Annotated in this window: 16 protein-coding genes; 10 read left to right on the top strand and 6 right to left on the bottom strand. The window is 71.2% G+C overall.

The window, feature by feature from the left end; translation table 11 throughout:
- Window positions 1-33: 33 nt before the first annotated feature.
- The 3 genes from Cco03nite_RS07705 to Cco03nite_RS07695 all read left to right on the top strand — a co-directional run bounded on the left by Cco03nite_RS07705 (window position 34) and on the right by Cco03nite_RS07695 (window position 3005).
- Window positions 34-1263, top strand: coding sequence for a sensor histidine kinase (locus Cco03nite_RS07705; protein ID WP_203690320.1), 1230 nt, complete (start codon window positions 34-36; stop codon window positions 1261-1263).
- Window positions 1257-1892: a response regulator gene (locus Cco03nite_RS07700; protein ID WP_203690438.1), complete on the top strand. Its 636-nt coding sequence runs from the start codon at window positions 1257-1259 to the stop codon at window positions 1890-1892. The genes Cco03nite_RS07705 and Cco03nite_RS07700 overlap by 7 nt, the downstream gene beginning before the upstream one ends.
- 102 nt (window positions 1893-1994) lie before the next feature.
- Window positions 1995-3005: a hypothetical protein gene (locus Cco03nite_RS07695; protein WP_203690318.1), complete on the top strand. Its 1011-nt coding sequence runs from the start codon at window positions 1995-1997 to the stop codon at window positions 3003-3005.
- A gap of 13 nt (window positions 3006-3018) precedes the next feature.
- On the opposite strand, the gene Cco03nite_RS07690 is transcribed toward Cco03nite_RS07695, so the two are convergent.
- The 5 genes from Cco03nite_RS07690 to Cco03nite_RS07670 form a co-directional block, all read right to left on the bottom strand.
- Complete coding sequence (locus Cco03nite_RS07690) at window positions 3019-4188, bottom strand: ROK family transcriptional regulator (RefSeq protein WP_203690316.1); 1170 nt, start codon at window positions 4186-4188, stop codon at window positions 3019-3021.
- Between the two features lie 168 nt (window positions 4189-4356).
- Window positions 4357-5853: a glycoside hydrolase family 36 protein gene (locus tag Cco03nite_RS07685; RefSeq protein WP_203690315.1), complete on the bottom strand. Its 1497-nt coding sequence runs from the start codon at window positions 5851-5853 to the stop codon at window positions 4357-4359.
- A 94-nt stretch (window positions 5854-5947) separates the two neighbouring features.
- Window positions 5948-7297, bottom strand: coding sequence for an ABC transporter substrate-binding protein (locus tag Cco03nite_RS07680; protein ID WP_203690313.1), 1350 nt, complete (start codon window positions 7295-7297; stop codon window positions 5948-5950).
- A gap of 29 nt (window positions 7298-7326) precedes the next feature.
- On the bottom strand, window positions 7327-8211 hold the full coding sequence (locus Cco03nite_RS07675; protein WP_203690311.1) for a carbohydrate ABC transporter permease: 885 nt from the start codon (window positions 8209-8211) through the stop codon (window positions 7327-7329).
- Window positions 8212-8225: 14 nt separating this feature from the next.
- Window positions 8226-9107 (bottom strand): carbohydrate ABC transporter permease, encoded by an 882-nt coding sequence (locus tag Cco03nite_RS07670; RefSeq protein WP_203690309.1) that lies wholly within the window; start codon window positions 9105-9107, stop codon window positions 8226-8228.
- Window positions 9108-9365: 258 nt separating this feature from the next.
- Here Cco03nite_RS07670 and Cco03nite_RS42780 point away from each other — a divergent pair, with 258 nt between their 5' ends.
- From Cco03nite_RS42780 to Cco03nite_RS07635, 7 genes are all read left to right on the top strand, one after another.
- Window positions 9366-12248 carry a fibronectin type III domain-containing protein gene (locus Cco03nite_RS42780; protein ID WP_203690307.1) on the top strand — a complete coding sequence of 961 codons (2883 nt, stop codon included), beginning with the start codon at window positions 9366-9368 and terminating at the stop codon, window positions 12246-12248.
- 67 nt (window positions 12249-12315) lie between these two features.
- Window positions 12316-13680, top strand: coding sequence for a DUF4832 domain-containing protein (locus tag Cco03nite_RS07660; RefSeq protein WP_203690305.1), 1365 nt, complete (start codon window positions 12316-12318; stop codon window positions 13678-13680).
- 109 nt (window positions 13681-13789) lie between these two features.
- Window positions 13790-16462 (top strand): fibronectin type III domain-containing protein, encoded by a 2673-nt coding sequence (locus tag Cco03nite_RS07655; protein ID WP_203690303.1) that lies wholly within the window; start codon window positions 13790-13792, stop codon window positions 16460-16462.
- 71 nt (window positions 16463-16533) lie between these two features.
- The gene (locus Cco03nite_RS07650; protein ID WP_203690295.1) at window positions 16534-19050 is read left to right on the top strand and encodes a DUF4832 domain-containing protein; all 2517 of its coding nucleotides are present in this window, start codon (window positions 16534-16536) and stop codon (window positions 19048-19050) included.
- A 147-nt stretch (window positions 19051-19197) separates the two neighbouring features.
- The gene (locus Cco03nite_RS07645; protein WP_203690293.1) at window positions 19198-20589 is read left to right on the top strand and encodes a cytochrome ubiquinol oxidase subunit I; all 1392 of its coding nucleotides are present in this window, start codon (window positions 19198-19200) and stop codon (window positions 20587-20589) included.
- 7 nt (window positions 20590-20596) lie between these two features.
- A complete protein-coding gene (gene cydB, locus Cco03nite_RS07640) occupies window positions 20597-21598 on the top strand; it encodes a cytochrome d ubiquinol oxidase subunit II (protein WP_203690291.1) in 1002 nt (333 codons plus the stop codon).
- Window positions 21599-21643: 45 nt separating this feature from the next.
- A complete protein-coding gene (locus Cco03nite_RS07635) occupies window positions 21644-22774 on the top strand; it encodes an endonuclease/exonuclease/phosphatase family protein (protein ID WP_203690289.1) in 1131 nt (376 codons plus the stop codon).
- Here the strand turns inward: Cco03nite_RS07635 and Cco03nite_RS07630 are convergent.
- Window positions 22705-25494 (bottom strand): AfsR/SARP family transcriptional regulator, encoded by a 2790-nt coding sequence (locus tag Cco03nite_RS07630; RefSeq protein ID WP_203690281.1) that lies wholly within the window; start codon window positions 25492-25494, stop codon window positions 22705-22707. The two genes, Cco03nite_RS07635 and Cco03nite_RS07630, sit on opposite strands and share 70 nt — an antisense overlap.
- Window positions 25495-25516: the final 22 nt, after the last annotated feature.

The raw sequence follows: 25516 nt of genomic DNA, 5'->3' as shown, positions 1-25516 counted from the left end.
GTCACGAGATCAACCGGCGGGTACCGTCGAGCCGTGCATGCGCGTACCGCCTGGCAGGCCCTGGCTCAGCGGCCGCTGCGGTTCCTGACCTCCTGGTGGCCGTGGCGCTCCCTGGCGTACCTGGTCTCCGGGGTGCTCGTCGGCGGGCTGGTCGGCACGGTCGTGCTCATGCTCGCCGCGGCCGGGCTGGTGCTGCTGATAGTGCTGGTCGGCGTGCTGGCGATCCTGGCGCTGCTGCTGTCGGGCATCTACGTGGCCCGGTTCGAGCGCTGGCGGCTGCGGCTGGTCGACCTCGACCCGGCGCCCGACCCGCACCAGCGGCCGGCCGAAGCGGGCCTGCGGGCCTGGCTGACGACCCGGCTGCGCGAGCCCGCGACCTGGCGCGAGCTGGGCTTCACCGCGCTGTCGCTGGTCGGGCTGTGGTGGATGGATCTCGGCGTGCTGTTCGGCGCGCTCGCCGTGCCCGTCATCGTGATGCTGTCCCCGGTCGACGACTCCGACGTGTGGGGGCTGGCCATCCTCGGGTTCGTCCTGCTGCTGCCGGCCCCGTACACCATCACCGCCTGGGCCGGGGCCAGGGCCGCGTTCACCCGCGCCGTGCTCGCCCCGCGCGACGACGAGCTCGGCGCGCAGCTGCGCGAGGTACGCGCCTCCCGGGCCCGGCTGATGGACGCGTTCGAGCTGGAGCGCCGCCGGATCGAGCGGGACCTGCACGACGGCGCGCAGCAGCGCCTCGTCTCGCTGAGCGTGCAGCTGGGCCTGGCCGGGCTCGACGCCGAACCGGGCTCGCCGGTCGCCCGGCACCTGGCCGCCGCGCAGGACCAGGTCGCGCTGACGTTGCAGGAACTGCGGGCGCTGATCCGCGGCGTGCATCCGCAGGTGCTCACCGACCACGGCCTCGCCGACGCGGTCGGCGAGCTGGCGACGCTGTCGCAGGTCCCGGTGGGCGTCGACATCCGGCTGCCGCACCGTCTGCCCGCGCCGGTCGAGGTGACCGCGTACTACGTCGTGGCCGAGGCGCTGGCCAACATCGCCAAGCACAGCGGCGCGCAGCGGGCCGAGGTGACCGGGCGGCTGCACACCGACCTGCTCGTACTGGAGATCCGCGACAACGGAACGGGCGGAGCCGACGCCGCCGCGGGCAGCGGCCTGGCCGGGCTGGCCGACCGCCTGTCCGTCCTCGACGGACGGATGCGCCTGTCCAGCCCGCCGGGCGGGCCGACCCTGCTGCACGTGGAGGTGCCGTGCCACTCCGGATCGTGATCGCCGAGGACAGCGTGCTGCTCCGCGAGGGCCTCACCAGCCTGCTGGAACGCTTCGGCCACACCGTCGCCGCGGCCGTCGGCGACGCCCCGGCGCTGATCGCCGCGGTCACGGCAGACCGCCCCGACCTGGTCGTCACCGACGTACGCATGCCGCCGAGCCACACCGACGACGGCCTGCGCGCCGCCGTCACCCTGCGCGCCGCCGACCCCGGCCTGCCCGTGCTCGTGCTGAGCCAGTACGTCGAGCAGTCCTATGCCGCGAAGCTGCTCGACACCGGCGGCGGCCACGCGGTGGGTTACCTGCTCAAGGACCGCGTCGGTGCGGTCGCGGAGTTCGCACAGGCCGCCGAACGGGTCGCCGCCGGGGCCACCGTCGTCGACCCCGAGGTCGTACGCCAGCTGCTGCGCCGTAGGCAGGACCCGTTGCAGCGGCTGAGCCCACGCGAACGCGAGGTTCTGGAGCAGATGGCCCAGGGCCAGGCCAACGCAGCAATCGCGCGCAGCCTGTTCGTCACCGAGGCGGCCGTGAACAAGCACGTCAGCAGCATCTTCTCCAAACTCGACCTGCCGCCGGCCGGCGACCAGCACCGCCGCGTCCTGGCCGTGCTCGCCTTCCTCCGCGCCTGAGGAAAGGAAGGGCACCTTCTACAACACATAGCGATGTGAAGGTGCCCTTCCTTACCGCAAGGCGGTTGCATCGGCGTCGGACAATGCGTGAGGGTGTCCGACGTGGATCTTCAGAAGGCTCTCGCCTGGGCCGTCGTCGTCGTGGCCGTGGTGTTCCTGGTCTGGCAGGGAATCGCCGACGCCAGGAAGGACCGGGCCCAGCGCCGGTCCACCGTCGCGGGCAAGGACATCGTGTACCGGGGCAGCGGCCACAGCCGTCTCGGCGGTGTCTGGAAGGGCCTGATCCTGCTCTGGCTCGGCGGTAACGCCGCCGTGTCATTGCTGTTCGTGCGGTACGCGCCGGAGCGCTGGCAGGTGCCGGTCGCCGCGGGCACGGCGATCGTCGCGGGCATCCTGCTGCTGCTAGCCGTGCTCTCGTTCGCCGACCAGGTGCGCACCGAGCACGTCGAAGGGCGGGTGGTGCAACGCCGGATCACCTACAGCGGCGAGGACGGGCAGACCCGCCACCACTGGATCGCCGTCGACGACAGCCGCGGGGCCACCCGGATCCGCGGTATCGCCGTCAGCCACGCCGAATACCGGCGGGTGGTCGCCGGATCCACGGTCCGGCTGCACGTCACCCCGCGCGCGCGGCGGGTCAAGGCCATCGAGGTGCTGGCCCATCCCGCCGCCGCCAACGAGTTCCCCGGTGAGCACGCCGCCCTGTTCCCGCACGGGGTGGCGGACCTGAAGGTCGGCCCGGACCGGGCCGCGGCGTTCCTCGGCGGCCCGGTCGAGGTGGTCGCCGTAGCCGTGGCCGTCCCCGGCGCTCGCCGGTACGTCTACGTGCCCGTCGGCACGCGCCTGTTCGGCGACAGCCCGGGCGGGCCGCACCTGCAGGTCACCGAGGCCGACACACCCGACGCGGCGGCCGGGGTCGACCGCCTGGCCGCCCAGCGCGGCGGCAAGCAGCCACGCTGGCGGCCCGGCGAGCGCGGCGTCATCGACTACGGCTCGGTCGCCTACGTCATGAGCTGGGGCGCGGGCGTGCTCGCCGTCGCGGGCCGGTCCGACCCGGACACCTCCGTCGGCGTGCGCAACCTCGCCCACACTCTCAAGCCGCCAAGGTCATGACGCCTGTGGCCGGTCAGTGGCGGCGCGGTGCGACGGGGGCGGACAGGCCCGCGCTGAACAGGCGGGTGTCGACCTCGTTCAGGGACAGCTTCAGTGCGCCGAGGGCGACCGAGTCGGCGCCCAGCGTGGACGCGCGCACCTCCGGCATCCGCAGGCATAGGCGCTGGAGTTCGTGGCGCAGCGGGTCGAGCACCAGATCGGCGGACCGGGAGAAGCCGCCGCCGAACACGACCACCTGCGGGTCCAGGGTGAGCACCAGCGCGGCCGCGCCGACGGCGAGGTCCTTGACGTAGCGATTGACCGCGCCACGGGCCGCCTTGTCGCCCTGCCGGGCGGCGTTGAAGACCCAGGCCGCGGCGTCGTCGGGGCTGACCGTGTCGGGCACGCCGGGGCAGTTCTGCAGGTGCGAGGGGGCGTTGAGCCAGCGCACGTGCTTGAGCGCGCCGATCTCACCGGCCGCGCCGCCGAACCCGCGCCGCAGCACCCCGTCGATGATCAGGCCGGCGCCGTTGCGCATGCCGCCGAGCAGGTAGACGATGTCGTCGGCGTCGGTCGCCGCGCCTTTCCACCGCTCGGCCAGCGCGGCCAGCTTGCAGTCGTTCTCCACCACGATCGGGCAGGAGAAGCGCCCGCCGAGGTGCCCGGCCAGGTCGACGCTCTTCCAGCCCGGCAGCGGGGTGAAGAAGCTGGTCCGCCCGGCGGCGTCCACGGCGCCGGTGACCGCGGCGGTGACGGCCCAGATGTCGCCCGGGGACTTGCCGGCCCCGGCCACGCAGGCGTCCAGCACGGCGTCGAGCACGGCGAGACGTTCGGCGGGCGCGGCCTCGGCGGCGACGGACTGCCGTACGGACTGCACGATGTTGCCGTCGAGGTCGGCCAGCAGCGCCAGGATCTTGTGCACGCCCACGTCGACGCCCACCACGTACCCGGCTCCGGCGCGGAACTGGTAGCGCCGGGCGGGGCGGCCGACGGCGCTGCTCGCGCCGGGTTCGAGTACCGTGGCCCAGCCGTCGGTGACCAGCCCCTGGGCGATGACGTCCACGGCGGGCCGGGACAGGCCGGTGCGCTGGGACAGTTCGGTGACGGTGGACGGCGGGTGGTCACGCAGCGCGCGCACGATGCTCAACGAGTTGAGCTCGCGCAGCCGCGGCAGATCCGTTCCGGTGGTAGCTAACTCTGTCACGTTCTGTCCCTTGTTTGCGTGCGGGAATGCCCGCGCAATACGCTTTGATCTTTACAAAATCGTGGAGTGATGGCAAGCCCACTGACAGTGAGCTGACGGGTCGGGCCCGGCTGCGTCCTCCCCCAGGTGGGGGAGTGCAACCGGGCCTGGTCCGCCGCCGGAGCCATCTCAGGAGATGGGGTACGCCTGCGCCGCGGGGGTGACCGCCGCGGTGAAGTCCGCCCGCCGCCCACCGACGGCGTACTCGTAACGGCCCAGCCGCCGGACGTCCGGCCGCGCCGCCAGGTAACCGGTCATGTCGTCCAGCTCGGTGGCCGACAGCCAGCTCGGCGGGTCGGACACGGCCCGGAACCGGCAGATGTCGGCCAGGTCCCGCAGCCACTCCAGCTGCTGCTCGGTGAGCAGGTTCAGCCGGCTGCGGAAGTAGATGACATCGGGGTCGACCTCGGCCAGCGGCTGCTGCCACAACCGGTGCAGCGTGTTCACGACGGCGTTGCGGGCCATCGCGTCCGACGGGTCGTCGCTGGCGTAGTTCTGCCACATCGGCGCGACGTCCGGCCCGCTGCGCAGCCCGTCGAGGATGCCCAGCGACGGCAGCAGCATCGCCCCGCTGCCCAGCAGGTAGACGTCGTCCCCGGCGACCTCGCGGATCAGCGCCAGCGCGTCGCGGTAGGACTGCTCGCGCTCGCCGCCGTCGGCGCGTACGCCCGGGGCCGCCCCGGCGTTGACGAAGTCGAGCTTCAGGTACTTGAAGCCCCACTCGTGCACCACCCGCTGGGTCAGCTCGGCCAGGTACTCGCGGGTGTCGGGCCGGGACAGGTCGAGGGCGTGATACCCGCTGCCCCAGTTGTTGCCGGCGATCACGAGCTTGCCGCGCGCGTCGCGCAGCAGCAGCTCCGGGTGCTCGCGGGCCAGCTCGGAGCCGGGCAGGGCGATGAACGGGGCCAGCCACAGCCCGGCCGTCATGCCCGCGTCGGTGATCCGGTCCGCGAGGGCCTTCATGCCGGACGGGAACTTGTGGTTGGGCTGCCAGTCGCCGACCAGCCGCTCCCAGCCGTCGTCGACCTGCACCACGTCGAACGGCAACCCGCGCAGGTCGTCGACGTCCTTGGCCAGCTGCTGCTCGGTGATGGTCTCGTAGTAGGCGTACCAGGAGCACCAGACGTTGCCGGCGCGGCGGCTGCTGCTGCCCAGGCGCTCGGCCAGCTGCCGGGTGTACGCGGCGAACACCTCGTCCTCGGGGCCGTACGCGGCGAACCACGGGTGCGCGCCGGTCTCGTACCAGCCGGAGATGGTGTCCCGGTCGGCGGCCAGCCGCGGCACGCCCAGTCCGAGCGCGCCCAGCAGCAGGATGTCGCCGTCACCGGCGTCCAGGGCGGCCACCGCGGAGGAGTGGTGGCGGGCCGGGTCGTCCCAGACGGTGTCGTCGGCGGTGAGCCGCCGCTGCGGGTTGGCGATGCGCAGCGGAGCCTCGCTCAGCCGCCGCCAGCCGCAGGGGCTCCAAGAGTTGTGCCCGTGCCGGTAGAACAGGGCATCGCCCAGTCCGTGCAGCAACGCGACCCGTCCCGGTGGCAGGACCAGGCCCCCGTCGGCTGCTTGCGGGCTGCCGGGGCCGTCGTGTTCGAGGGCGAAAGTGTGGCCGGCCAGCTCGATGAGCAGTGCCATGGTTCTCCTTGGCGGGTGAGATGCAGATGAGTCGCTGAGGTGGGGGTGCGGCGGGCCGCGACCGTGCGTCCCGCCGCACCTGTTCGTGCGGGGCCTACTTGAACAGGGCGTTGACCTGGTCGTTGGCCTTCTTCAGCGCGGTGGCCGAGTCGCTCTGGCCGAGGATCGCCGACTGGATGGCGTCCTGCACGAGCTGGCTGACCTCGTTGCCGTGCTCGGTGATCGGCACGAAGAACGTGCCACCGGGCGCGGCGGCCTCGTCGACGAACACCTTCACGTCGCGGCCCTTGGCGGTGTGCGCGGCCAGGGCCTTCTCGCTGGCGGTCTTGATGGCGGGGAAGACCACGCCGTTGCCGCCCACGATGTTCTGGCAGTCGGCCGAGCCCAGGAACTTGACCCACTTCCAGGCCTCGTCCTTGTGCTTGGTGCCGGCCCAGATCGCGTCCGACAGGCCGTTGATCGCCGTCTTGCGGCCCTGCGGGCCGGCCGGCAGCGGCGCGAACGCGAACTTCAGCTTCGCGCCCTCACCCAGGTAGCTGTTGATCATCCAGGAGCCCGCGAAGGTGATCGCGCCCTTGCCCGCGTTGAGCAGGGAGTCCCGGCTCAGCGTGGACGCCTTGTCCAGCGCGGGGGCGTAACCCTTGGCGCTCAGCGACTTGAACCAGTCGATGGTCTGGGCCAGCTTGGGGTCGTCGTACTTGTACTGGGTGCCCCACGGGTTCTTGTCGAGGTAGGTGAACCCGTTGCTGGCGGCCAGGTTGCCCCAGCCGTTCTGGCCCTGCGAGCCGTCGGCCCACTCCGGCAGGTAGCCGAACACCTTGACCTTGGTCTTGTCGAACGCCGGGTCCAGGCCGTTGCGACCCTTCTCGTCGACCGTGGCCTTGGCGATGAGCTGCTCGAAGGTGCCACCGTCGGTCGGGTTCCAGGTCAGGTTCGCCAGTGACGCGGCGTCGATGCCCTGGGCCTTGAGGTGCTCGGTGTTGTAGACCAGGGCCATGGTGTCCCAGTCCTTCGGCAGGCCGAAGCGCTGGTCGCCCTTGGTGAACAGGTCGGCCAGGCCGCCCTGGTACTGCGACAGGTCCACCTTGTCGGCGGTGACGTAGGGCTGGATGTCGAGGATCTGGCCGGAGCTGACGAACTGCGGGTAGTACGAGCCCTGGTTGGTCCACACGTCCGGCGCGTCCCCCGCGGCGATCTGCGTGGTCAGGTTCTGCCAGTACTCGTTCCAGGCCGCCTGGCTGATCTTGATGGTGATGTTCGGGTTGGCCTTGGTGAACTCGTCGGCGCACTGCTGGTAGGACGCCTTCTGGTTGTCGTCCCACAGCCAGTAGTCGAGGGTGACGGCGGCGCCGGGCTCCTCCTCGGTGGTGCTGCTGCACGCGGCCACGCCGGCCGCCACAGCCAGGGTCAGCAGCGCCGCCCCGACCCGTGATGTGCGGATCATCATTTCCTTCTTTCTCGGGGGTGGGTGTGTCACTTGCTTCCGGTGAAGTTCAGGGACTGGACCAGCCGCTTGCCCACGAAGACGAGCAGGAGCAGCACGGGCAGGACCGACAGCGTCGAGGCGGCCATCAGGCCGGTCCAGTCGGGTTGGGTGTTGGGCGACTGCTGCAGGAACACCCCGAGCGCGACGGTGACCAGGCGGTTCTCCTCGTCACGGCCGACCAGCAGCGGCCACAGGTAGTCCTTCCAGGCCCACACGGTCGTGGTGAGACCGATCGTGATCAGCGGGCCGCGGCTCATCGGCAGCGCGATGCGCCAGAAGATGCCCCAGGGGCCGTTGCCGTCGAGGATCGCCGCCTCCTCCACGTCGCGGGGCAGCGACAGGAAGAACTGGCGCAGGAAGAACACCGCGAACGGCGTCATCAGGATCGTGGGGGCGACCATACCGGCCATGGTGTTCATCCAGCCGAGGTCCTTGACCAGGATGAAGTTGGGCAGCAGCGTGAAGATCGGCGGCACCATCAGCGCCGCGATCACGATCGCGAACACCAGGTCGCGGCCGGGGAAGCGCAGCCGGGCGAACGCGTAACCGGCCATCGCGCAGAACAGGGTCTGCACGGCGGCGATGAGGCCGCAGTACACGATCGAGTTCCACAGGTAGCCGGCGAAGTCGAGGTGCGCCCCGGACCCGCCCGCCGCGCGGGCCTCGGCCTCGCTGGTCAGGCCGAGCACCCGCAGGAAGTTGATCAGCGTCGGGTGTTCCGGCAGCAGGCTCGCGTTGTCGGTGTAGATGTCGGCGGCCGGGGTGAGCGCGGTGCGGATCATCCACCAGAAGGGGAAGACGGTCACCACGATGACGACGGCCATCGCCACCCAGGCCAGCGCGCGTCCGGGGTTGAAGGTTCTGCGGGTCATGTCTGTCGTCCCCTTCACGCCAGGTCCGAGCGCGAGGCGCGCAGCAGGCGCATCTGTATCGCGGTGAGCACGCCGAGGATCAGGGCCAGGAAGACCGCCGCCGCGGCGGCGTAGCCCATGTGGAAGTACTTGAACGCCTGCAGGTAGATGAAGTAGTAGATGACCTGCGTGGCCGAGACCGGGCCGCCCTTGGTGGTGACCGCGATGGTGTCGAAGATCTGGAACGAGCCGATCAGCGACACGACCAGCACCAGCGCGAGCACCGGCCGCAGCAGCGGCAGCGTGATCCGGCGGAACATGCGCCACTCGCCGGCGCCGTCGATCGACGCGCCCTCGTACAGGTACTGCGGGATCTGCAGCATCCCGGCGTAGAGCAGCAGCGCCGTGTAGCCGGTGTACGCCCAGGTGTTGATGCCGGCCACGGTCGGCATCGCCCAGGTCTCGTCGGTGAAGAAGCCGACCGGGCCCAGGCCGACGGTGTGCAGCAGTTGGTTGACGAACCCGAGGTTGGTGTCCAGCAGCCACATCCAGAGCAGGCCGATGGTGACGTTGGGGACCAGCCACGGCAGCAGCAGCGTCGCCCGGAGCACCACCGAGCGGGTCAGCCGGTGCATCAGCGTCGCGATGCCCAGCGCCAGCAGCGTCTGCGAGCCGATGTTGAGCACCACGTACCAGGCCGTGACCAGCATGGCGTTCCAGAACTGGTCGTCTTGCAGCAGCTTGGTGTAGTTCTCCGCGCCGACGTACGTCGCCGTGTTGAGCATGTTGTAGTCGGTGACCGAGTACCACACGCCCCGGGCGGCCGGGTAGCCGTAGAAGACGGCGAATCCGACCAGCACCGGCAGCAGGAACAGCCACGCCGCCCGCCGGTCGTCTCGCGGTTTTGTCGAGCTCATCAACGTCCTCGGATCCGTCTATCGGTCGGCTCTTGCCAGCCGCCCCGCTCTCGAATAATGATGTAGACCTTCGAAATTTTGTCAACACCTCTTCGTATTACTTCGGTAACGACGAGGAGGACGACCAGCTCAGAACCGCTGCGCCAACGCTCCGACCAGGGCCTATGTGGACCCTGTGCGTCGGCTCAGTGGTGTGCCCGCGTGGCACACGCACCGCGAACAGCCCGGAGAAGTGCCCGACTCCCACCGGAGATCACCGTGAAATCACGTTCACGCGGCCGTACCGTCCTGGCCGCACTCGCCACCGCCGCCCTCGGCGCGGCCCTGACGCTCGTCGGCCCGGCCGGCGCGTCAGCCGCTCCCGCCGGACCGCCGTCCCGTCCCGCGGCGCCCGCCAGCCCCGACCCGTCCCTGCAGGTCCACGCCCTGAGCGCCGCTCCGGGGCCGGTGGACAACCCGCTCAAGGGCTGGGCCAGGTTCTACTCGCCCGGCGGTGACCAGAACAACGGCTTCCCGCACTCGCTGACCTGGGGCTACTTCGGCCTGTCCGAGATCATGACCAGCGCCTCGAACTGCGGCAGCTACAACTGGTCGATCATCGACAGCATGCTGGCCGAGACCGCCGGCTACGGCAACCAGGCCGCCATCCGCATCTACATGACGTACCCCGGGGGCACCGGCAGCCATCCGGCCAACGCCATCCCGCCGTGCTTCAACGGCAACGTCGCCACCCGCGCCGACGCCACGTGGAACGTCACGCACCCCGACTACGACAGCCCGTTCCTGATCAACGCGCTGAAGAACTTCATCGCCGCGTTCGGGGCCCGCTACGACGGCGACTCCCGGCTCGGGTTCATCCACCTGGGCCTGGTCGGGCTGTGGGGCGAGTGGCACACCTGGCCCTACGACACCGACACCGCTGACGGGCTGCCCAACTACATGCCCACCGACGCCAACGGGGCGCAGCTCGTGGCCGCCTTCGACACCGCGTTCAACACCACCAAGGTGGAGATCCGCTACGCCGACGCGGCCGGCGGCGCGGCCAACTCCCGCGACATCGGCTACCACGACGACTCGTTCTGCTTCCGGGAAGGCTCACCCCTGCAGGGCGTGACCCTGCCGACGTCCCTGGGCGGTGCCTCCTACGCCCACCTGCAGCGCAACATCGCCACCGGCACCGAGAACAAGTGGATCAGCAGCTCGATCGGCGGTGAGCTGCGCCCCGAGATCCAGACCTTCGCGTTCCAGTCCTGGCCGAACGGCTCCGGCACCGTCGACAACCTCAAGGCGTGCATCGAGCTCGCCCACGCCAGCTGGATGATCAACGAGGGGAGTGCCGCCTACTCGCCCACCGACGCCAACGTCTCGGCCGCGGTGCGCGCGATGGGCTACAACCTCAGCGTCAACAACTCGTACTTCAAGGACACCGCCTCCGGCACGACCAACGTCGGCGTGCAGATCAGCAACACCGGCGTCGCCCCGTTCTACTACCCGTGGACCATGACCCTCGGGCTCAAGAACAGCTCGGGCGCCGTGGTGCAGACCTGGGACACCCCCTGGGACCTGCGTACCGTCCAGCCGCTCTCCATCCGGGCGTTCCCCGACTGGAACGTGGGATCCGATCCCACGTACCGCAGCTTCGGCTACCCGCAGTACTTCCAGACCAGCGTCAGCCTCTCCGCGGTGCCGCAGGGCAGCTACCAGTGGGTCCTGCGCGTCAAGAACCCGCTGGAGACCGTCGACGCCGACGCCAAGAAGCTGCGTTTCGCCAACACCACCCAGAACGCGGACGGCTGGCTCGGCCTCGGCGCGGTGACCGTCGGCACCGGCGGCGGCGACACCACCGCGCCCTCGGTCCCGACGGGCATCACCTCCACCGGCCAGACGTCGTCGTCGATCTCGCTGTCCTGGTCCGCCTCGACGGACAACGTCGGGGTGACCGGCTACGAGGTGTTCCGTGGCGCGACGCTGGTCGGCAGCCCGACCGGGACGACGTTCACCGACACCGGCCTGGCCGCGTCGACGAGCTACAGCTACACGGTCAAGGCCCGCGACGCCGCCGGGAACCGGTCGGCGGCGAGCAGCACGGTCACCGCCTCCACCTCGGCGGGCGGCGGCGGTGCGGTGACCCACGAGGCTGAGGCGTCGGGCAACACGCTGTCCGGCGGCGCGCTGACGGCGTCCTGCGGCACATGCTCGGGCGGGTCGAAGGTCGGCTACCTCGGCAACGGGGCGTCGATGGCGTTCAACAACGTCGCGGGCGGCACCGGCGGTTCGCGGACGGTGACGATCTACTACCTGACGGCCGAGGCGCGCACCGCCGTGGTCAACGGGCAGACCGTCGACTTCGCCTCGACCGGTAGCTGGACCACCGTCGGCTCCACCGCCGTCACGCTCAACCTCGCCGCCGGCAGCAACACCATCACCATCGCCAACCCGTCCGGCTGGGCTCCCGACATCGACCGCATCACCGTGTCCACCGCGGGCGGCGGAGGCGACACCACCGCGCCGAGCGCCCCCACGGGCCTGGCCTCGCCGAGCAAGACCGCCAACTCGGTCACGCTGTCGTGGAGCGGCTCGACCGACAACGTCGGCGTGACCGGATACCAGATCCTGCGTGGGGGCAGCCCGGTCGGCACCTCGACGAGCACCGGCTTCACCGACACCGGACTGGCTGCGTCGACCGCCTACACGTACACGGTCAAGGCCTATGACGCCGCTGGCAACTACTCGGCCGCGTCGAGCCCGCTGACCGTGACGACCAACGCGGGCGGCACGACACCCGTCAGCTACGAGGCCGAGTCCTCCGGCAACACCCGGACCGGCACCGCGGCCGTGGCATCCTGCGCGGCCTGCTCGGGCGGTTCGAAGGTCGGCTACGTCGGCAGCGGCGCGACCCTGTCGTTCAACAACGTCGCCGGCGGCACGGGCGGCGCGCGCACCGTGACGATCCACTACCTGTCGGCCGTGGCACGTTCCGCCACGGTCAACGGCCAGACGGTGAACTTCGCGCCCACCGCCAACTGGGACACCGTCGGCACCGTCACGGTCACCCTCAATCTGGCCGCGGGCAACAACACGATCACCGTCGCCAACCCCTCCGGCTGGGCTCCCGACATCGACCGCATCACCGTCGGCTGACCCTGCCCGCGCACTCCGGCCAGGCGACGGGGGCCTGGCCGGCCCACCCCCGACCGAGGAAGCCCACATGAGAAGAGCAGCACGTATCACCGTCGCCCTGCTGGCGGCGCTCACCCTCGCCGCGGGCACGCCCGCCGCGGCCCGGCCCGCGCCCACCGAACCGCAGTGGACGCCGCTGACCTACACCTCCGCGCCCGCCGACAACCCGCTCAAGGGCTTCATGCCGTACGCGGGCAGCTACCAGACCTTCCCGTACAGCATGGAATGGTTCTACCTGCCGGTCCGCGACGTCATGACCGGCCCGGACCGGTTCCGCTGGGACGCCGTGGAACGGCAGCTCAACGCGATCGCCGCGCGCGGCCACCAGGCCGTGTTCCGGTTCTATCTGGACTACCCGGGCAAGCCCACCGGCATCCCGCAGTACCTGCTGGACCAGGGCCTGGCCACGCACGCCTACGACGACTTCGGCAACAACGGCGTCAGCGTCGCCCCCGACTACAGCGACCCGCGCCTGGTCAGCGCCGTGCAGAACTTCATCACCGCGCTCGGGCGCAGGTACGACGGCGATCCGCGCATCGGCTTCCTCACCCTCGGCCTGATCGGCTTCTGGGGCGAGTGGCACACCTGGCCGTACGACGGCTGGACCAAGCCCGAGAACTGGATGCCGTCCACCGAGATCCTCACCGGCATCCTCAACACCTTCGAGACCTCGTTCGACAGGACCCGGCTGCTGGCCCGCTACCCGAGCCCGCAGAACAAGGAGCTGGGCATCGGCTACCACGACGACTCGTTCGCCTTCGAGACGCTGCCCGTGCAGTCCTGGCACTTCGTGCAGCGCCTCATCGACGAGGGCGTCACCGGCAAGTGGCAGCGCGAGCCCGTCGGCGGCGAGCTGCGCCCCGAGATCCAGTCCTGCCTGTTCGAGCAGCCCGTCAGCTGCGGCCAGTACGAGGACTTCACGCAGTCCGTCGACCTGACCCACATCAGCTGGATGATCAACCATGCGGCGTTCGCGAACGACGGCTACACCGGCGACGAGTACTTCCGCGCCCTGGCCGCGTCGAAGTCGCTGGGCTACGAGCTGACCGTCACCGAGGCGGCGCTGTCCCGCGACCGGGTGTCGGTGCGCGTGGCCAACCGCGGCACCGCGCCCTTCTACTACGACTGGCGCGCCGAGCTGGCCGCCGTCGACGGCCAGGGCCGTGTCGTCAGGCGCTGGAAGACCGACTGGACGGTCGCCGGCATCCAGCCCGGCCAGGACCCCGCCGAGCTGACCACCCGCATCGACACCCGCGGCCTGCGCCCCGGCAGCTACGGCCTCGTGCTGCGCGTGGCCAACCCGCTGCCCAACGGCATCCCGTTGCGGTTCGCCAACACCAGCCAGGACACCCACACCGGCTGGCTGCACCTCGGCTCCGTCACCACCCGCTGACGGCGCCGCCGCACCACCCGCACCTCGGCGCCGCCGGCACCCGGCCGGCGGCGCCCGCACCGAACCCTTCCTGTTCTACGAACCTCGTCCCCGAAGGGAACACCGGTACATGCCATCCCTACGCAAGCTGTTCGCCACCACGGCGGCGGCACTGACGATCGCGCTGGTCGCCACCAGCGCGGCCGCCGCACCCGCGGGCCCGCCCGCCCGGCCGCCGGCCGGTCCCGGCCCCGACACCAGCCTGACCACCCACTCCTACACCTACGCCGACGCCGCCCTCGGCCAGCCGCTGAAGGGGTTCGCCCCCTACCTCTTCCCCGGCGACAACCTGTCCACCAAGTACCCCGGCGGCCTGGTCTGGAGCTACTTCGCCCTCAACGAGGTGATGAAGGACCCGGCCAGCTGCGCGAACATCGACTGGAGCGTGTTCGAGAAGGCGCTCGACGAGGCCGCCGTCTGGAGCCGCCAGACCGCGTTCCGCTTCTACCTGGAGTATCCCGGCGGCAGCGGCACGCACCCCGGCAACGGCATCCCGCCGTGCCTGAACGGCAAGATGGCGCTGCGCACCAACGGGTTCTGGGGCACCGTCAGCCCCGACTACGACGACCCGGACGTCATCAGCGCGCTGGTCACCTTCATCAACGCGTTCGCGGCCCGCTACGACAAGGCCGGGCCGGGCGGCACCGCCGACCCGCGCATCGGGTTCATGTCGCTGGGCCTGGTCGGCCTGTGGGGCGAGTGGCACACCTGGCCGTACGACCGGGACCTGGCCGACGGCTACCCGAACCTGATGCCGACCGACAACACGATCCGCACCATCATCGGGGCGTACGACACCGCGTTCGACAACATCCAGCTGGAGGTCCGCTACCCGCTCGCGGGCACCGAGACCGCGAACATCGGCTTCCACGACGACTCCTGGCCGTACAAGGAGTTCCGCAACGGCGGGCAGCTCAAGAGCATGACCCTGCCGATGTCGATGAACGGCTGGGAGGACGCGTTCCTCCAGCTCCAGCTCAACACCGGCACCGAGAACCGGTGGGTCACCCAGTCCATCGGCGGCGAGGCCCGGCCCGAGATCCAGGGCACCCTCTACGCCAACTGGCCGGGCGGCTCCGGGCAGGTCGACGACGTGCTGGCGGCGACCGAGCTGACCCACATCACCTGGATGATCAACCAGACCGGCGCGGGCGGGTACAGCACCAGCGACCCGAAGGTGTCCGCCGGTGTCCGCAAGATGGGTTACAACCTGCACATCCCGCAGGCCAACTTCAACGCGACCGCCTCGGGCACGTTCAAGGTCGGCGTCACGATGCAGAACGACGGCGTCGCCCCGTTCTACTACCCGTGGACGGTGCAGCTCGGCCTGCGCAACAGCGCGGGAGCGGTCGTGAAGACCTGGGACACCAGCTGGGACCTGCGCACCGTGCAGCCCTTGAAGATCCGCGCCTTCCCGGACTGGAACGTGGGCGCCGACCCGAAGTACCTCGACTTCGGCCGGCCGGTCAACTTCGCCACGACCGTCAGCACCGCGGGCGTGCCCGCGGGCAGCTACAGCCTGGTCCTGAAGGTGCGCAACCCCCTGGAGGCGGTGACCCAGGACGTGCTGCGCGCCCGTCCCGCCGCGAGCAGGCTCACCGACTGGATCATCGACCAGTGGCGGCCGCGCCTGCCGCTGTCGTTCGCCAACACCAACCAGGGCGCGGACGGCTGGGTGAACCTCGGCGCGGTCAGCACCTCGGGCACCTGCACCGGCGACTGCACCGCACCGTCGACGCCCGCGAACCTCGCGGTCACCGGGGTGACCGACACCAGCGTCGCGCTGTCCTGGTCGGCCTCGACCGACAACGTCGGCGTGACCGGCTACCAGGTGCTGCGCGACGGGGTCCAGGTCGGTTCGCCGACCGGGACGACGTACACCGACAGTGGGCGCTCGCCGGGGCAGACCTACCAGTACACGGTCCGGGCGCTCGACGCGGCCGGGAATGTGTCCGGTTTGTCTGCATCGGTGTCGGCCACCACCACGGGCTGCGCGGGTGACTGCACCGCCCCGAGTTCTCCCACTCTGTCCGCACCGTCGAAGACCGACACGAGCGTGTCGCTGTCCTGGACGGCGTCGACGGACAACGTGGGGGTGACCGGTTACGAGGTGTTCCGGGGCGCGACGCTGGTCGGCAGCCCGACGGGCACGTCGTTCACCGACACGGGGCTGACCGCGAACACGGCCTACAGCTACACCGTCAAGGCACGGGACGCGGCCGGGAACAGGTCTGCGGCCGGCAATGCGGTCGCGGTCACCACGGATGCGGCGCCGCAGCCGCCGACCGGGTTGGTGCTGGACAACTACGACGGCACGCCCGCGTACCCGTCGGCGAACCAGAACGACCTCGGCAAGTGGACCGGCGGCAACTGCTTCCTCGACGGCGGCGGCAACGGCGTCGTCACCGGCGGGGCGCTGAGCCTGCGCTACAACAACTGCGGCTGGTTCGGCTCCGACGTCGGTGTGGACCTCAGCTCGTACACCTACCTGGTCGTGCGGATCAAGGGCACGGCAGGCGGCGAGCAGAGCCACTTCAACCTGGGTCTGGGCGGCTCGACGAAGGTGTTCGGCGACTTCACCCTCGACGGCGGCGCGCATCCGGTGATCACGGCGTCCTACCAGGACATCAAGATCCCGCTGGTGGCCAACGGCATCAACCGCAACAGCCCGTCCCAGCTGGCCATGGGCTTCTGGTACGGGGGCAACTCTACCGTCACCATCGACCACATCTCGTTCCAGTAGTCGCCCGGCCGCCTGGCAGGGCTCCCGACCCGGCCAGGCGGCCTACCCTCCCGATGCACAGGAAGGCTGCCATGCCCACCCGCTTCATGCGGATGTTCACCGCGACAACGTTACTGGCCACCGTGGCCGCCGTGGCGATCGGTGCCACGCCGGCCCAGGCCGCGACCGTCACCTACCAGGCCGACCTGGCCACCGCGTTCGCCAACCCGGAGCGTGGTTACCACAACCGCTACGAGATCATCAACGACCCGGCGGTCAACGACTACGTCAACGCCGCCACCATCCCCGGCTTCAACCCGGACCTGCTCGACCGGACCTTCGCCCGCGCCAAGGCCAACGGCAACACCCTGGTGCACAGCTACGTGCACCTCGACAAGTACAAGACCCAGGCCCTGCCGCAGGCGCTGCTCGACAACCTCGCCTCCGGCCTGGCCGCGGTCCGCACCGCCGGGATGAAGATCGTGCTGCGGCCCGCGTACACCTGGGACGGCTACGCCAGCGTCGCCGAGTCGCAGATCCTCGCCCACATCGCCCAGATCAACGCCGTGATCACCGCGAACGCCGACGTCGTGCTGCACCTGGAGACGGGCTACCTCGGCGCGTGGGGCGAGTGGCACACCGGCACCCTGACCAACCCGTCCTCGGTCGAGGAGGCCCCGGCCCGGTACCGCATCGTCAAGAAGATCGCCGACACCACCCCGGCGAGCATCCCCCTGGCGTTGCGCTACCCGATCTACGTCAAGGAGATGGTCGACCCGACCTCCTGCGTCGTGCCCGAGGGCTGCGGGCTGACCCAGGCGCAGAAGGACCGGATCAGCTTCCACAACGACTGCTTCCTGGCCGACGCCAACGACATGGGCACCTACGACAACCCGTCCTGGATGGGCTGGTACTACATCGAGCAGAAGAAGCAGTGGATGTACGACCTGGCCACCTCGACCGGGTTCAACAAGATGGTCGGCGGGGAGACCTGCGGCGCCGACGGCTACAACGACGCCGCCTGCGTCAACGCGCAGACCGAGATGAACAAGCTCAACTTCACCGAGATCAACGAGGACTACGCGGCCGTCAACACCGACAAGTGGAAGGCCGCCAACCTCGCCGCCTCCGGCAGCGACCCGGCCGAGACCTGCTTCACCCGCATCAAGCGCAAGATGGGGTATCGCCTGCGCCTGCTCGACGCCACCTTCCCGACCACCGTCGCCCCCGGCGGCAGCCTGGGCCTGTCCGCGCACCTCAGCAACGACGGCTGGTCTGGGCTGATCAAGCAGCGCACCGCGTACCTGGTGCTCGACAGCGGCAGCAACCGCTACAACCTGCCGCTGACCGGCGTCGACGCCCGCAGCTGGCTGGCCGGCGCGAGCACCGTCACCGGCAGCGTCACCGTGCCCGGCGGGGCCGTCGCCGGCAACTACAAGCTGGCACTCTGGCTGCCGGACCCGACCGCGGCGCTGCAGTCCCGTCCGGAGTACTCGATCCGGCTCGCCAACACCGGCACCTGGGACGCGGCCAAGGGCTACAACGTGCTGGCGTCGGCGGTCACCGTGGGCTCCTGCACGGGTGACTGCACGGCTCCGTCGACCCCGATCGGGCTCACCGTGTCCGGGGTGACGAACACGAGCGTGTCGCTGTCGTGGTCGGCGGCCACGGACAACGTGGGCGTCGCCGGCTACCAGGTGTTCCGCGGGGGCACGCAGGTCGGCGCCCCGACGGGGACCTCGTTCACGGACACCGGCCGCTCGCCGGGGCAGACCTACCAGTACACGGTCCGGGCGGTCGACGCCGCGGGCAACGTGTCCGGCTCGTCGGCGACCGTGTCGGCGACGACGACGGGCTGCTCGGGCGACTGCATCGCGCCGAGCGCGCCGGCGCTGTCGTCACCGGGCAAGTCCGACACGACCGTGTCGCTGTCGTGGACGGCGTCCACCGACAACGTGGGCGTGACGGGCTACGAGGTGTTCCGGGGCGCGACCCTGGTCGGCAGCCCGGCGGGGACCTCGTACACCGACACCGGCCTGACCGCGTCGACCGCGTACTCGTACACGGTCAAGGCGCGTGACGCGGCCGGGAACCGGTCGGCGGCGAGCAACACGGTCCCGGTGACCACGGACGCGACGCCGCAGCCGCCGACCGGGCTGGTCCTGGACAACTACGACGGCACCCCGGCGTACCCGGCGGCCTCGCAGAACGACCTCGGCAAGTGGACGGGCGGCAACTGCTTCCTCGACGGCGGCGGTTCGGGCGCGGTCACGGGCGGGGCGCTGAGCCTGCGCTACAACAACTGCGGCTGGTTCGGCTCGGACGTCGGCGTGGACCTGTCGTCGTACACGTACCTGGTCGTCCGGATCAAGGGCGCGGCCGGTGGCGAGCAGAACCACTTCAATCTCGGGCTGGGCGGGTCGACGAAGCTGTTCGCCGACTTCACCCTCGACGGGGGAGCGCACCCGGTGATCACGACGGGCTACCAGGACATCAAGATTCCGATGGTCGCCAACGGCATCAACCGCAACTCGCCGTCCCAGCTGGCCATGGGCTTCTGGTACGGCGGCAACTCCACGGTCACCATCGACCACATCACCTTCCAGTAAGCCGACCGACGGCCGGCCGGGCGACGCGCACCCGTGGCGCGCCTGGCCGGCCCGTCTATTCGGACAATTTAGTAGTTTCACGCTCGCCGCACCCCCCGTCTGGGCAGAATGAGCACGAAAGCTCCCTGGTGGCGAGGCGGGACGAGCATGTCGAACGTAGATCTGGCCCGGATTCAGTTCGCGATGACGTCGATCTACCACTTCATCTTCGTGCCGATCACCATCGGGCTGGGCTTTCTCACCGCGATCCTGCAGACCGTCTGGCACCGCACCGGCCGCGACGAGTACCTGCGGGCCACGAAGTTCTTCGGCGTGCTGCTGGTGATCAACGTCGCCGTCGGCGTGGTCACCGGCCTGGTCCAGGAGTTCCAGTTCGGCATGGACTGGTCGGCGTACTCCCGGATGGTCGGCGACGTGTTCGGCGCGCCGCTGGCGATGGAGGGCCTGGCCGCGTTCTTCCTGGAGTCGACCTTCCTCGGTCTGTGGATCTTCGGCTGGGGCAAGCTGTCGCCCCGGATCCATCTCGCCGCGATCTGGCTGGTGGCGCTGGGCGCCGCCGGGTCGGCGGCGTTCATCATGGCCGCGAACTCGTGGATGCAGCACCCGGTCGGCTACGAGATCAACCCGACGACCGGCCGTCCGCAGCTCAACGACATCTGGGCGGTGATGACCAACCCGGTGTTCCTGTGGGGGTACGCCCACGTGCTGCTCGCCGCGACGGCCACCGGCTGCGCCCTCATGCTCGCCGTGTCGGCCTGGCACCTGCGCCGCAAGTCCCACCCCGAGGTCTTCGCCCCCACGGCCAAGCTGTCGCTGATCATCCTGGCGCCGACGATGATCTTCGCGATGTTCGTCGGCAGCGAGCTCGGCGTCGTCGAGGCCAAGTACCAGCCGATGAAGATCGCCGCCGCCGAGGCGCAGTGGGAGACCTGCCAGCCGTGCTCGTTCTCGATCATCCAGATCGGCGGCGGCAAGCAGGACCAGACCCCCACGAAGATCATCGAAGTGCCGCACGTGCTGTCGCTGCTCGCCACCAACCACTGGAACGGCCAGGTCGTCGGGCTCAACGAGATCAACGCTCAGTACCAGCAGCAGTACGGCCCCGGCGACTACGTGCCCAACGTCTTCATCCAGTACTGGGCCATGCGGGTGATGGCGTACACCGCGGTGGTGACCTTCCTGCTGTCGCTGTGGGGACTGTGGGTGATGCGGCGCAAACACCTGGAGACCGCGCGCCGGTTCCTCGCGTTCGCCGCCTGGGCCGCGGTCCTGCCGGTCCTGATGAACACCGCCGGCTGGCTGCTGACCGAGAACGGCCGCCAGCCCTGGATCGTGCAGGGCCTCATGCTGACCCAGAACGGCGTGTCACCGTCGATCAGCGCCACCACGGTCGCGATCAGCCTGACCGTCTTCTTCCTGCTCTACAACGCGCTGACCGTCGTCTGGCTGGTGCTGATGCTGCGCTACGCCCGCAAGGCCCCGCCGCCGACCGTGCCCGCCGACGACGTCCCCGCGCCCGAGCCGACCTTCTCCCGCTGAGGCCGCCATGTCACTCGCCGACCTGTGGTTCATCGCCGTCGCCGTGCTGTGGACGGGCTTCTTCATTCTGGAGGGATTCGACTTCGGGGTCGGCATGCTGCACGGGGTCGTCGGGCGTGACGACGCCGGGCGGCGCATGGCGGTCAGCTCGATCGGGCCGCTGTGGGACGGCAACGAGGTCTGGCTCGTCGTCGCCGGCGCGGCCATGTTCGCCGCCTTCCCCGGCTGGTACGCCACCATGTTCTCCAGCCTCTACCTCGCCCTGGTGCTGGTGCTCGCCGCGCTCATCGTGCGCGGCATGTCCTTCGAGTACCGCGACAAGGACAAGCACCCGCGCTGGCGGCGCACCTGGAGCACGCTGCTCACCGTGGGCAGCGTGGTCGCCCCGTTCCTGCTCGGCGTCGGGCTCGGCGACCTCCTGCACGGCCTGCCGATCGGCGCGGACCAGGAGTTCGCGGGCACGTTCGCCGACCTGCTGCCGCCGTACTCGCTGTTCGTCGGCCTCACCTTCGTGCTGCTGTGCGCGCTGCACGGGGCCACGTTCCTGGCCCTGAAGACCACCGCCGACGTGCGCGAACGCGCGACCCGCCTCACCCGCCGGCTCGCCCCGGTCACCGCGCTGGCGGTGCTGGTCTACATCACCTGGTCCCACGTGATCTCGGGCAAGGGCTTCTTCCCCAACGTCATCGAGATCGCCGCGGTGCTGGCCGTGCTCGCCGCCGCCTGGCTGGCCGGCGACGGCAAGGAGGGCTGGGCGTTCACCGCCACCACCTTCGCCATGGCCACCAGCGTGCTGGTCATCTTCACCAACCTGTACCCGCGGGTCATGGTCTCCACCATGGGCGCGGCCAACGACCTCACCCTCGCCAACACCGCGTCCGGCTCGTACGCGCTCAAGGTGATGACGGTCGTGCTCGTCGTCATGCTGCCGGTGGTCATCCTGTACCAGGCCTGGACCTATCACGTCTTCCGGCAGCGGGTCACCGCCGCCGACGTCACCGACGACTGACGATCAAGGCGGTACGCTCGCCAGGCCCCGGCCCTGGGAGGAGAGATGACCGCCGTCGACGCCGCACCCGCAGCCGCCCGGCGTGGGCGGCTGCCCGTGCTGCTGTCCCGCTGCGCGCTCGGCCTCGGTCTGGCCGTCTCGTCCGCGCTGCTCGTCGTGCGCCTCACCGGGTCGGACGCCGGCACCCCGCTCGCGGTGCCGGTGGTCCTCCTGCCGTACGCGGCCGTGCTCAGCGTGCTCGGGCTGGCCGTGTCGCTCGCCGTGCCCGCGCTGCGCTCGCGCTGGGCGGTGACCGCCGCCGCCGTGCTGGTGGCCGCGCAGATCGTGGTGCTGGCGCCCCGGTTCACACCCGACCGGTGGCAGATCCCGGCGGCGGCCGCCGAACTGCGGGTGGCCACCGTCAACGCCGACGTCGGCGCGGCGGACCCGCGGACTCTCGTCCGGCTGGTCCGGGACGAGCGGATCGACGTGCTGGCCGTGCAGCAGCTGCCGACGGCCGGGATCGCCGCGCTCACCGAAGCCGGCCTCGACGACCTGCTGCCCTACCACGAGCTGCGCCCCGAGTACGACACCTCGATCTACTCGCGGACCCCGCTGACCCGCGGCGGGCCCCTGCACGCCGACACCGCATGGCCGCAGACCACCGCGGAGGTGACCGTCGGCGGGCGCACCGTACGCCTGGTGGCCGTGCACACGTACTACCCGGTCGGCGACCCGGAACGCTGGACCCGGGACATGGCCGCGCTCGCCGCCGTCGCCCGCGACAGCGGCCCGGACACCGTGTTCCTGGGCGACTTCAACGCCACGCTCGACCACGCGCCGATGCGCGACCTGCTCGCGGCGGGCCTGGTCGACACCCACGCCGAACTGGGCCGCGGCTGGGCCCGCACCTGGCCGGTCGGCAAGACCCTCGTACCGCCCCTGGTGCAGCTCGACCACGTGCTGCACGGCCCCGGCCTGATCGGCGTCCGCGTCGGCGAGCAGACCGTGCCGGGCACGGACCACCGGGCGGTCCTCGCGGTGCTGGCGCTGCGGCCCGAAGTGACGACCGCGCTCCGGGCGACGTCGAGCGGTCACTGCTGGTCCGCGCGCGGAAGAGCGCGTCGTCAGGCGGAGAGCACGCGGGCCAGGCGCTGCCGGGCCGCGTCGGCCGCCGGGTCGCCCAGGTCCTCGTAGATGCGCTTCGCCCGCTGCCACGCCTCGGCGGCCGCGGGCAGGTCCGCCAGCTGCTCGTACGCCTCGCCGAGCCGGGTCAGCGTCTCCGCCTCGTGATAGCGGTTCGCGGACTCCCGGAAACGCTCGACGGACTGCTCGTAGCACGTCACCGCCTGGGCCAGGTCGCCGAGCCGGTGGTGGGCGAAACCGAGGCTGTCCAGCGTCGCCGCCTGGCCCACCCGGTCGGCCATCCGCCGCTGCCAGGCGAGCGCCTGCGTGCAGTCGGCGACGGCCTGCCGGTAGTCGCCGTTGAGGGCATGCAGGTAGCCCTTGGTGTTCAGGGCCCGCGCCTCGGCGTAGCCGCTGCCGATGAGCCGGGACACCCGCAGTGCCTCGACGCTGTGCGCGAGCGCCTCCGTCAAGCGCCCGCGCGCGGTGCAGTGCTCGGTCAGGTGCCGCAGGGTCAGCGCGAGACCGTCCAGGTCGCCGATCTGCTCGTACAGCTTGAGCGCCTGCTGGACATGGTGTTCGGCGGCATCGTGGTCGCCGAGTCGCATGAGCGCGCGGGCGAGCATCCGCCCCGCGAGCGCCTGCGCGGGCAGGTCGCCGATGCGCTCGGCGGCGGCCAGCGCGGCCTGCTGGGCGGCGAGCTGCTCCGCGAACAGCCCGCGCGGGGCGAGGTACGCGGCCAGCGCCCAGGCCAGCGGGCCGGCGTACCGCTCGAAGCCGGTCTCGGCGGCCTGGCGCAGCACCCGCAGCAGGACCGGGTGCTCGGCGGAGAACCACGCCGCCGCCTCGGCCCGGTCCCGGACCGGCACGTGGGGGTTCGCCGGCAGCGCGGGCACGGTCTCCACCGGTGTCCACGTCGGCTGGAGCAGCACCGCGGCGGGATGGGCGCTGTGCAGGTAGTGGTCGTACAGGCGGCTGCTCGCGGCATGCCGGCTGCCGGCCGGTTCGGACGCCAGGACCAGCTCGGCCGCGTACGAGCGGAGCAGGTCGTGCAGCGCGTAGCGCCCCGGTTGATGCTCGGTCAGCAGGTGGAGCCGGGTCAGCTCGTGCAGCAGCGGCGCGGCGGCGGCCCGGGGCCGCCCGAGCAGCGCCGCAGCGGCGTCGCCGGTCAGGTCGGGGCCTGGATGCAGGCCGAGCAGCCGCAGCAGGTGTGCCGCGTCCGCGCTCAGGGCACGGTGCGACCACGAGAACACCCGCCGGACATCCCCGTCGGCCAGCGCCGCCAGCCTGCCCTCGGCCGGACGCAGCTGCGCCGCGACGGCCCCGAGCGGGAAGGCGGGTTTGGCGGCCACCCGCGCGGCCACCAGCGACAGGGCTAGCGGCAGGCGGCCGGTCGCCTCGATCAGCTCGGCGGTGGCCGCCGGTTCCGCGGCGAGCCGGTCCGCGCCGAGCCGGCCGCGCAGCAGGTCCGTCGACTCCTCGGCGGTCAGCACGTCCAGCGTCAACGGCCGCGCCCCCTCCGCGGCGACGAGGCCGCTGAGCTGGTCCCGGCTCGTCACGACGACGACGCAACGGCCCGCGCCGGGCAGCAGCGGGCGCACCTGGCCGGCGTCGCGCGCGTTGTCGAGCACGATGAGCATCCGCCGGGTGGACAGCAGGCCCCGGTACAGCCCGGTCCGGGCGTCGATGCTGCTCGGGACGCGGCCGATCGGCACGCCGAGCGCCTCCAGGAAGGCGACCAGGGCGTCGGCCGGGGACACGGCGTCGGCGTCGTCGTAGCCGCGCAGGTTGACGTACAGCTGGCCGTCGGGGAAATGCGCGACGACCCGGTGGGCCCAGTGCAGGGCGAGGGTGGTCTTGCCGACACCGGCCATGCCGCTGACCGCCGTGATGTCCACTCCGGCCGGTCGCCCCGCACCGGGGCGCAGCCCGGCGTCGAGCCGGGCCAGCTCGGCGTCGCGGCCCGCGAATCCCGCCGGCACGAGCGGCAGCTGCCGCGGCGGCGCCTGCACCGTGCCGCCGGGGGACACCGGCCGGCCCGCGACGCGGTGGTGCAGGACGTCGTCGTGCATCCGGGTCAGCTCCGGCCCGGGGTCCATCCCGGTCTGCTCCGCGAGCACCCGCCGGGCCTGCCGGTACGCCGCGAGCGCGCCGGCGACGTCGCCGATCTGGTACAGGCACATCATCAGCTGCGCCCAGGCCCGCTGCCGCAGCGGATGGCGGTCGAGCAGGGCACGCAGCCGCGGGATCACCTCGGCCGGCTCGCCGAGCGCGATCCGCGCCACCGCATAGTCCTCCTCGGCCAGCAGCCGCCGCTCCTCCAGCTGCCCGACCCGGCCGCTGAGCAGCCGCGGCACCGGCAACCCGGCCAGCGCCGGACCGCGCCACAGCGCGACCGCGGCGGCCAGCTCCGCCTGCGCGCCCGCGGGATCGCCCTCGGCCAGCGCCGCCCGGCCCCGGGCCGCGGCGGCGTCGAACCGGTCCACGTCGCGCTCGCCCGGCTCGACGTGCAGCAGGTAGCCGCCCGGCGTGGTGAGGATGCGGCGCTCGGCGCGCCGCTGTCCGGCCAGCGCCTGCCGCAGCCCGCGCACGTAGGTGCGCACGTTGGCGGCGGCCGACGCGGGCGGCAGGTCGCCCCACAGCATCGCCGCCAGCTCGCCGGTACTGATCGCCTCGGCCGGGCGCAGCAGCAGCGCCGCCAGGATCAGCTGCTGCTTCGTCGAGCCCAGCGGGACCGGCCGGTCGTCCCGGGTCACCGTCAGCGGACCGAGCAGGTCGAAGTGGACGGACAATCCTCACCTCAGCGTGCGGTGC

This window comes from Catellatospora coxensis, assembly GCF_016862635.1.
In the GTDB taxonomy this organism is placed as follows: domain Bacteria; phylum Actinomycetota; class Actinomycetes; order Mycobacteriales; family Micromonosporaceae; genus Catellatospora; species Catellatospora coxensis.
This window is presented reverse-complemented; position numbering and strand designations above follow the sequence as displayed.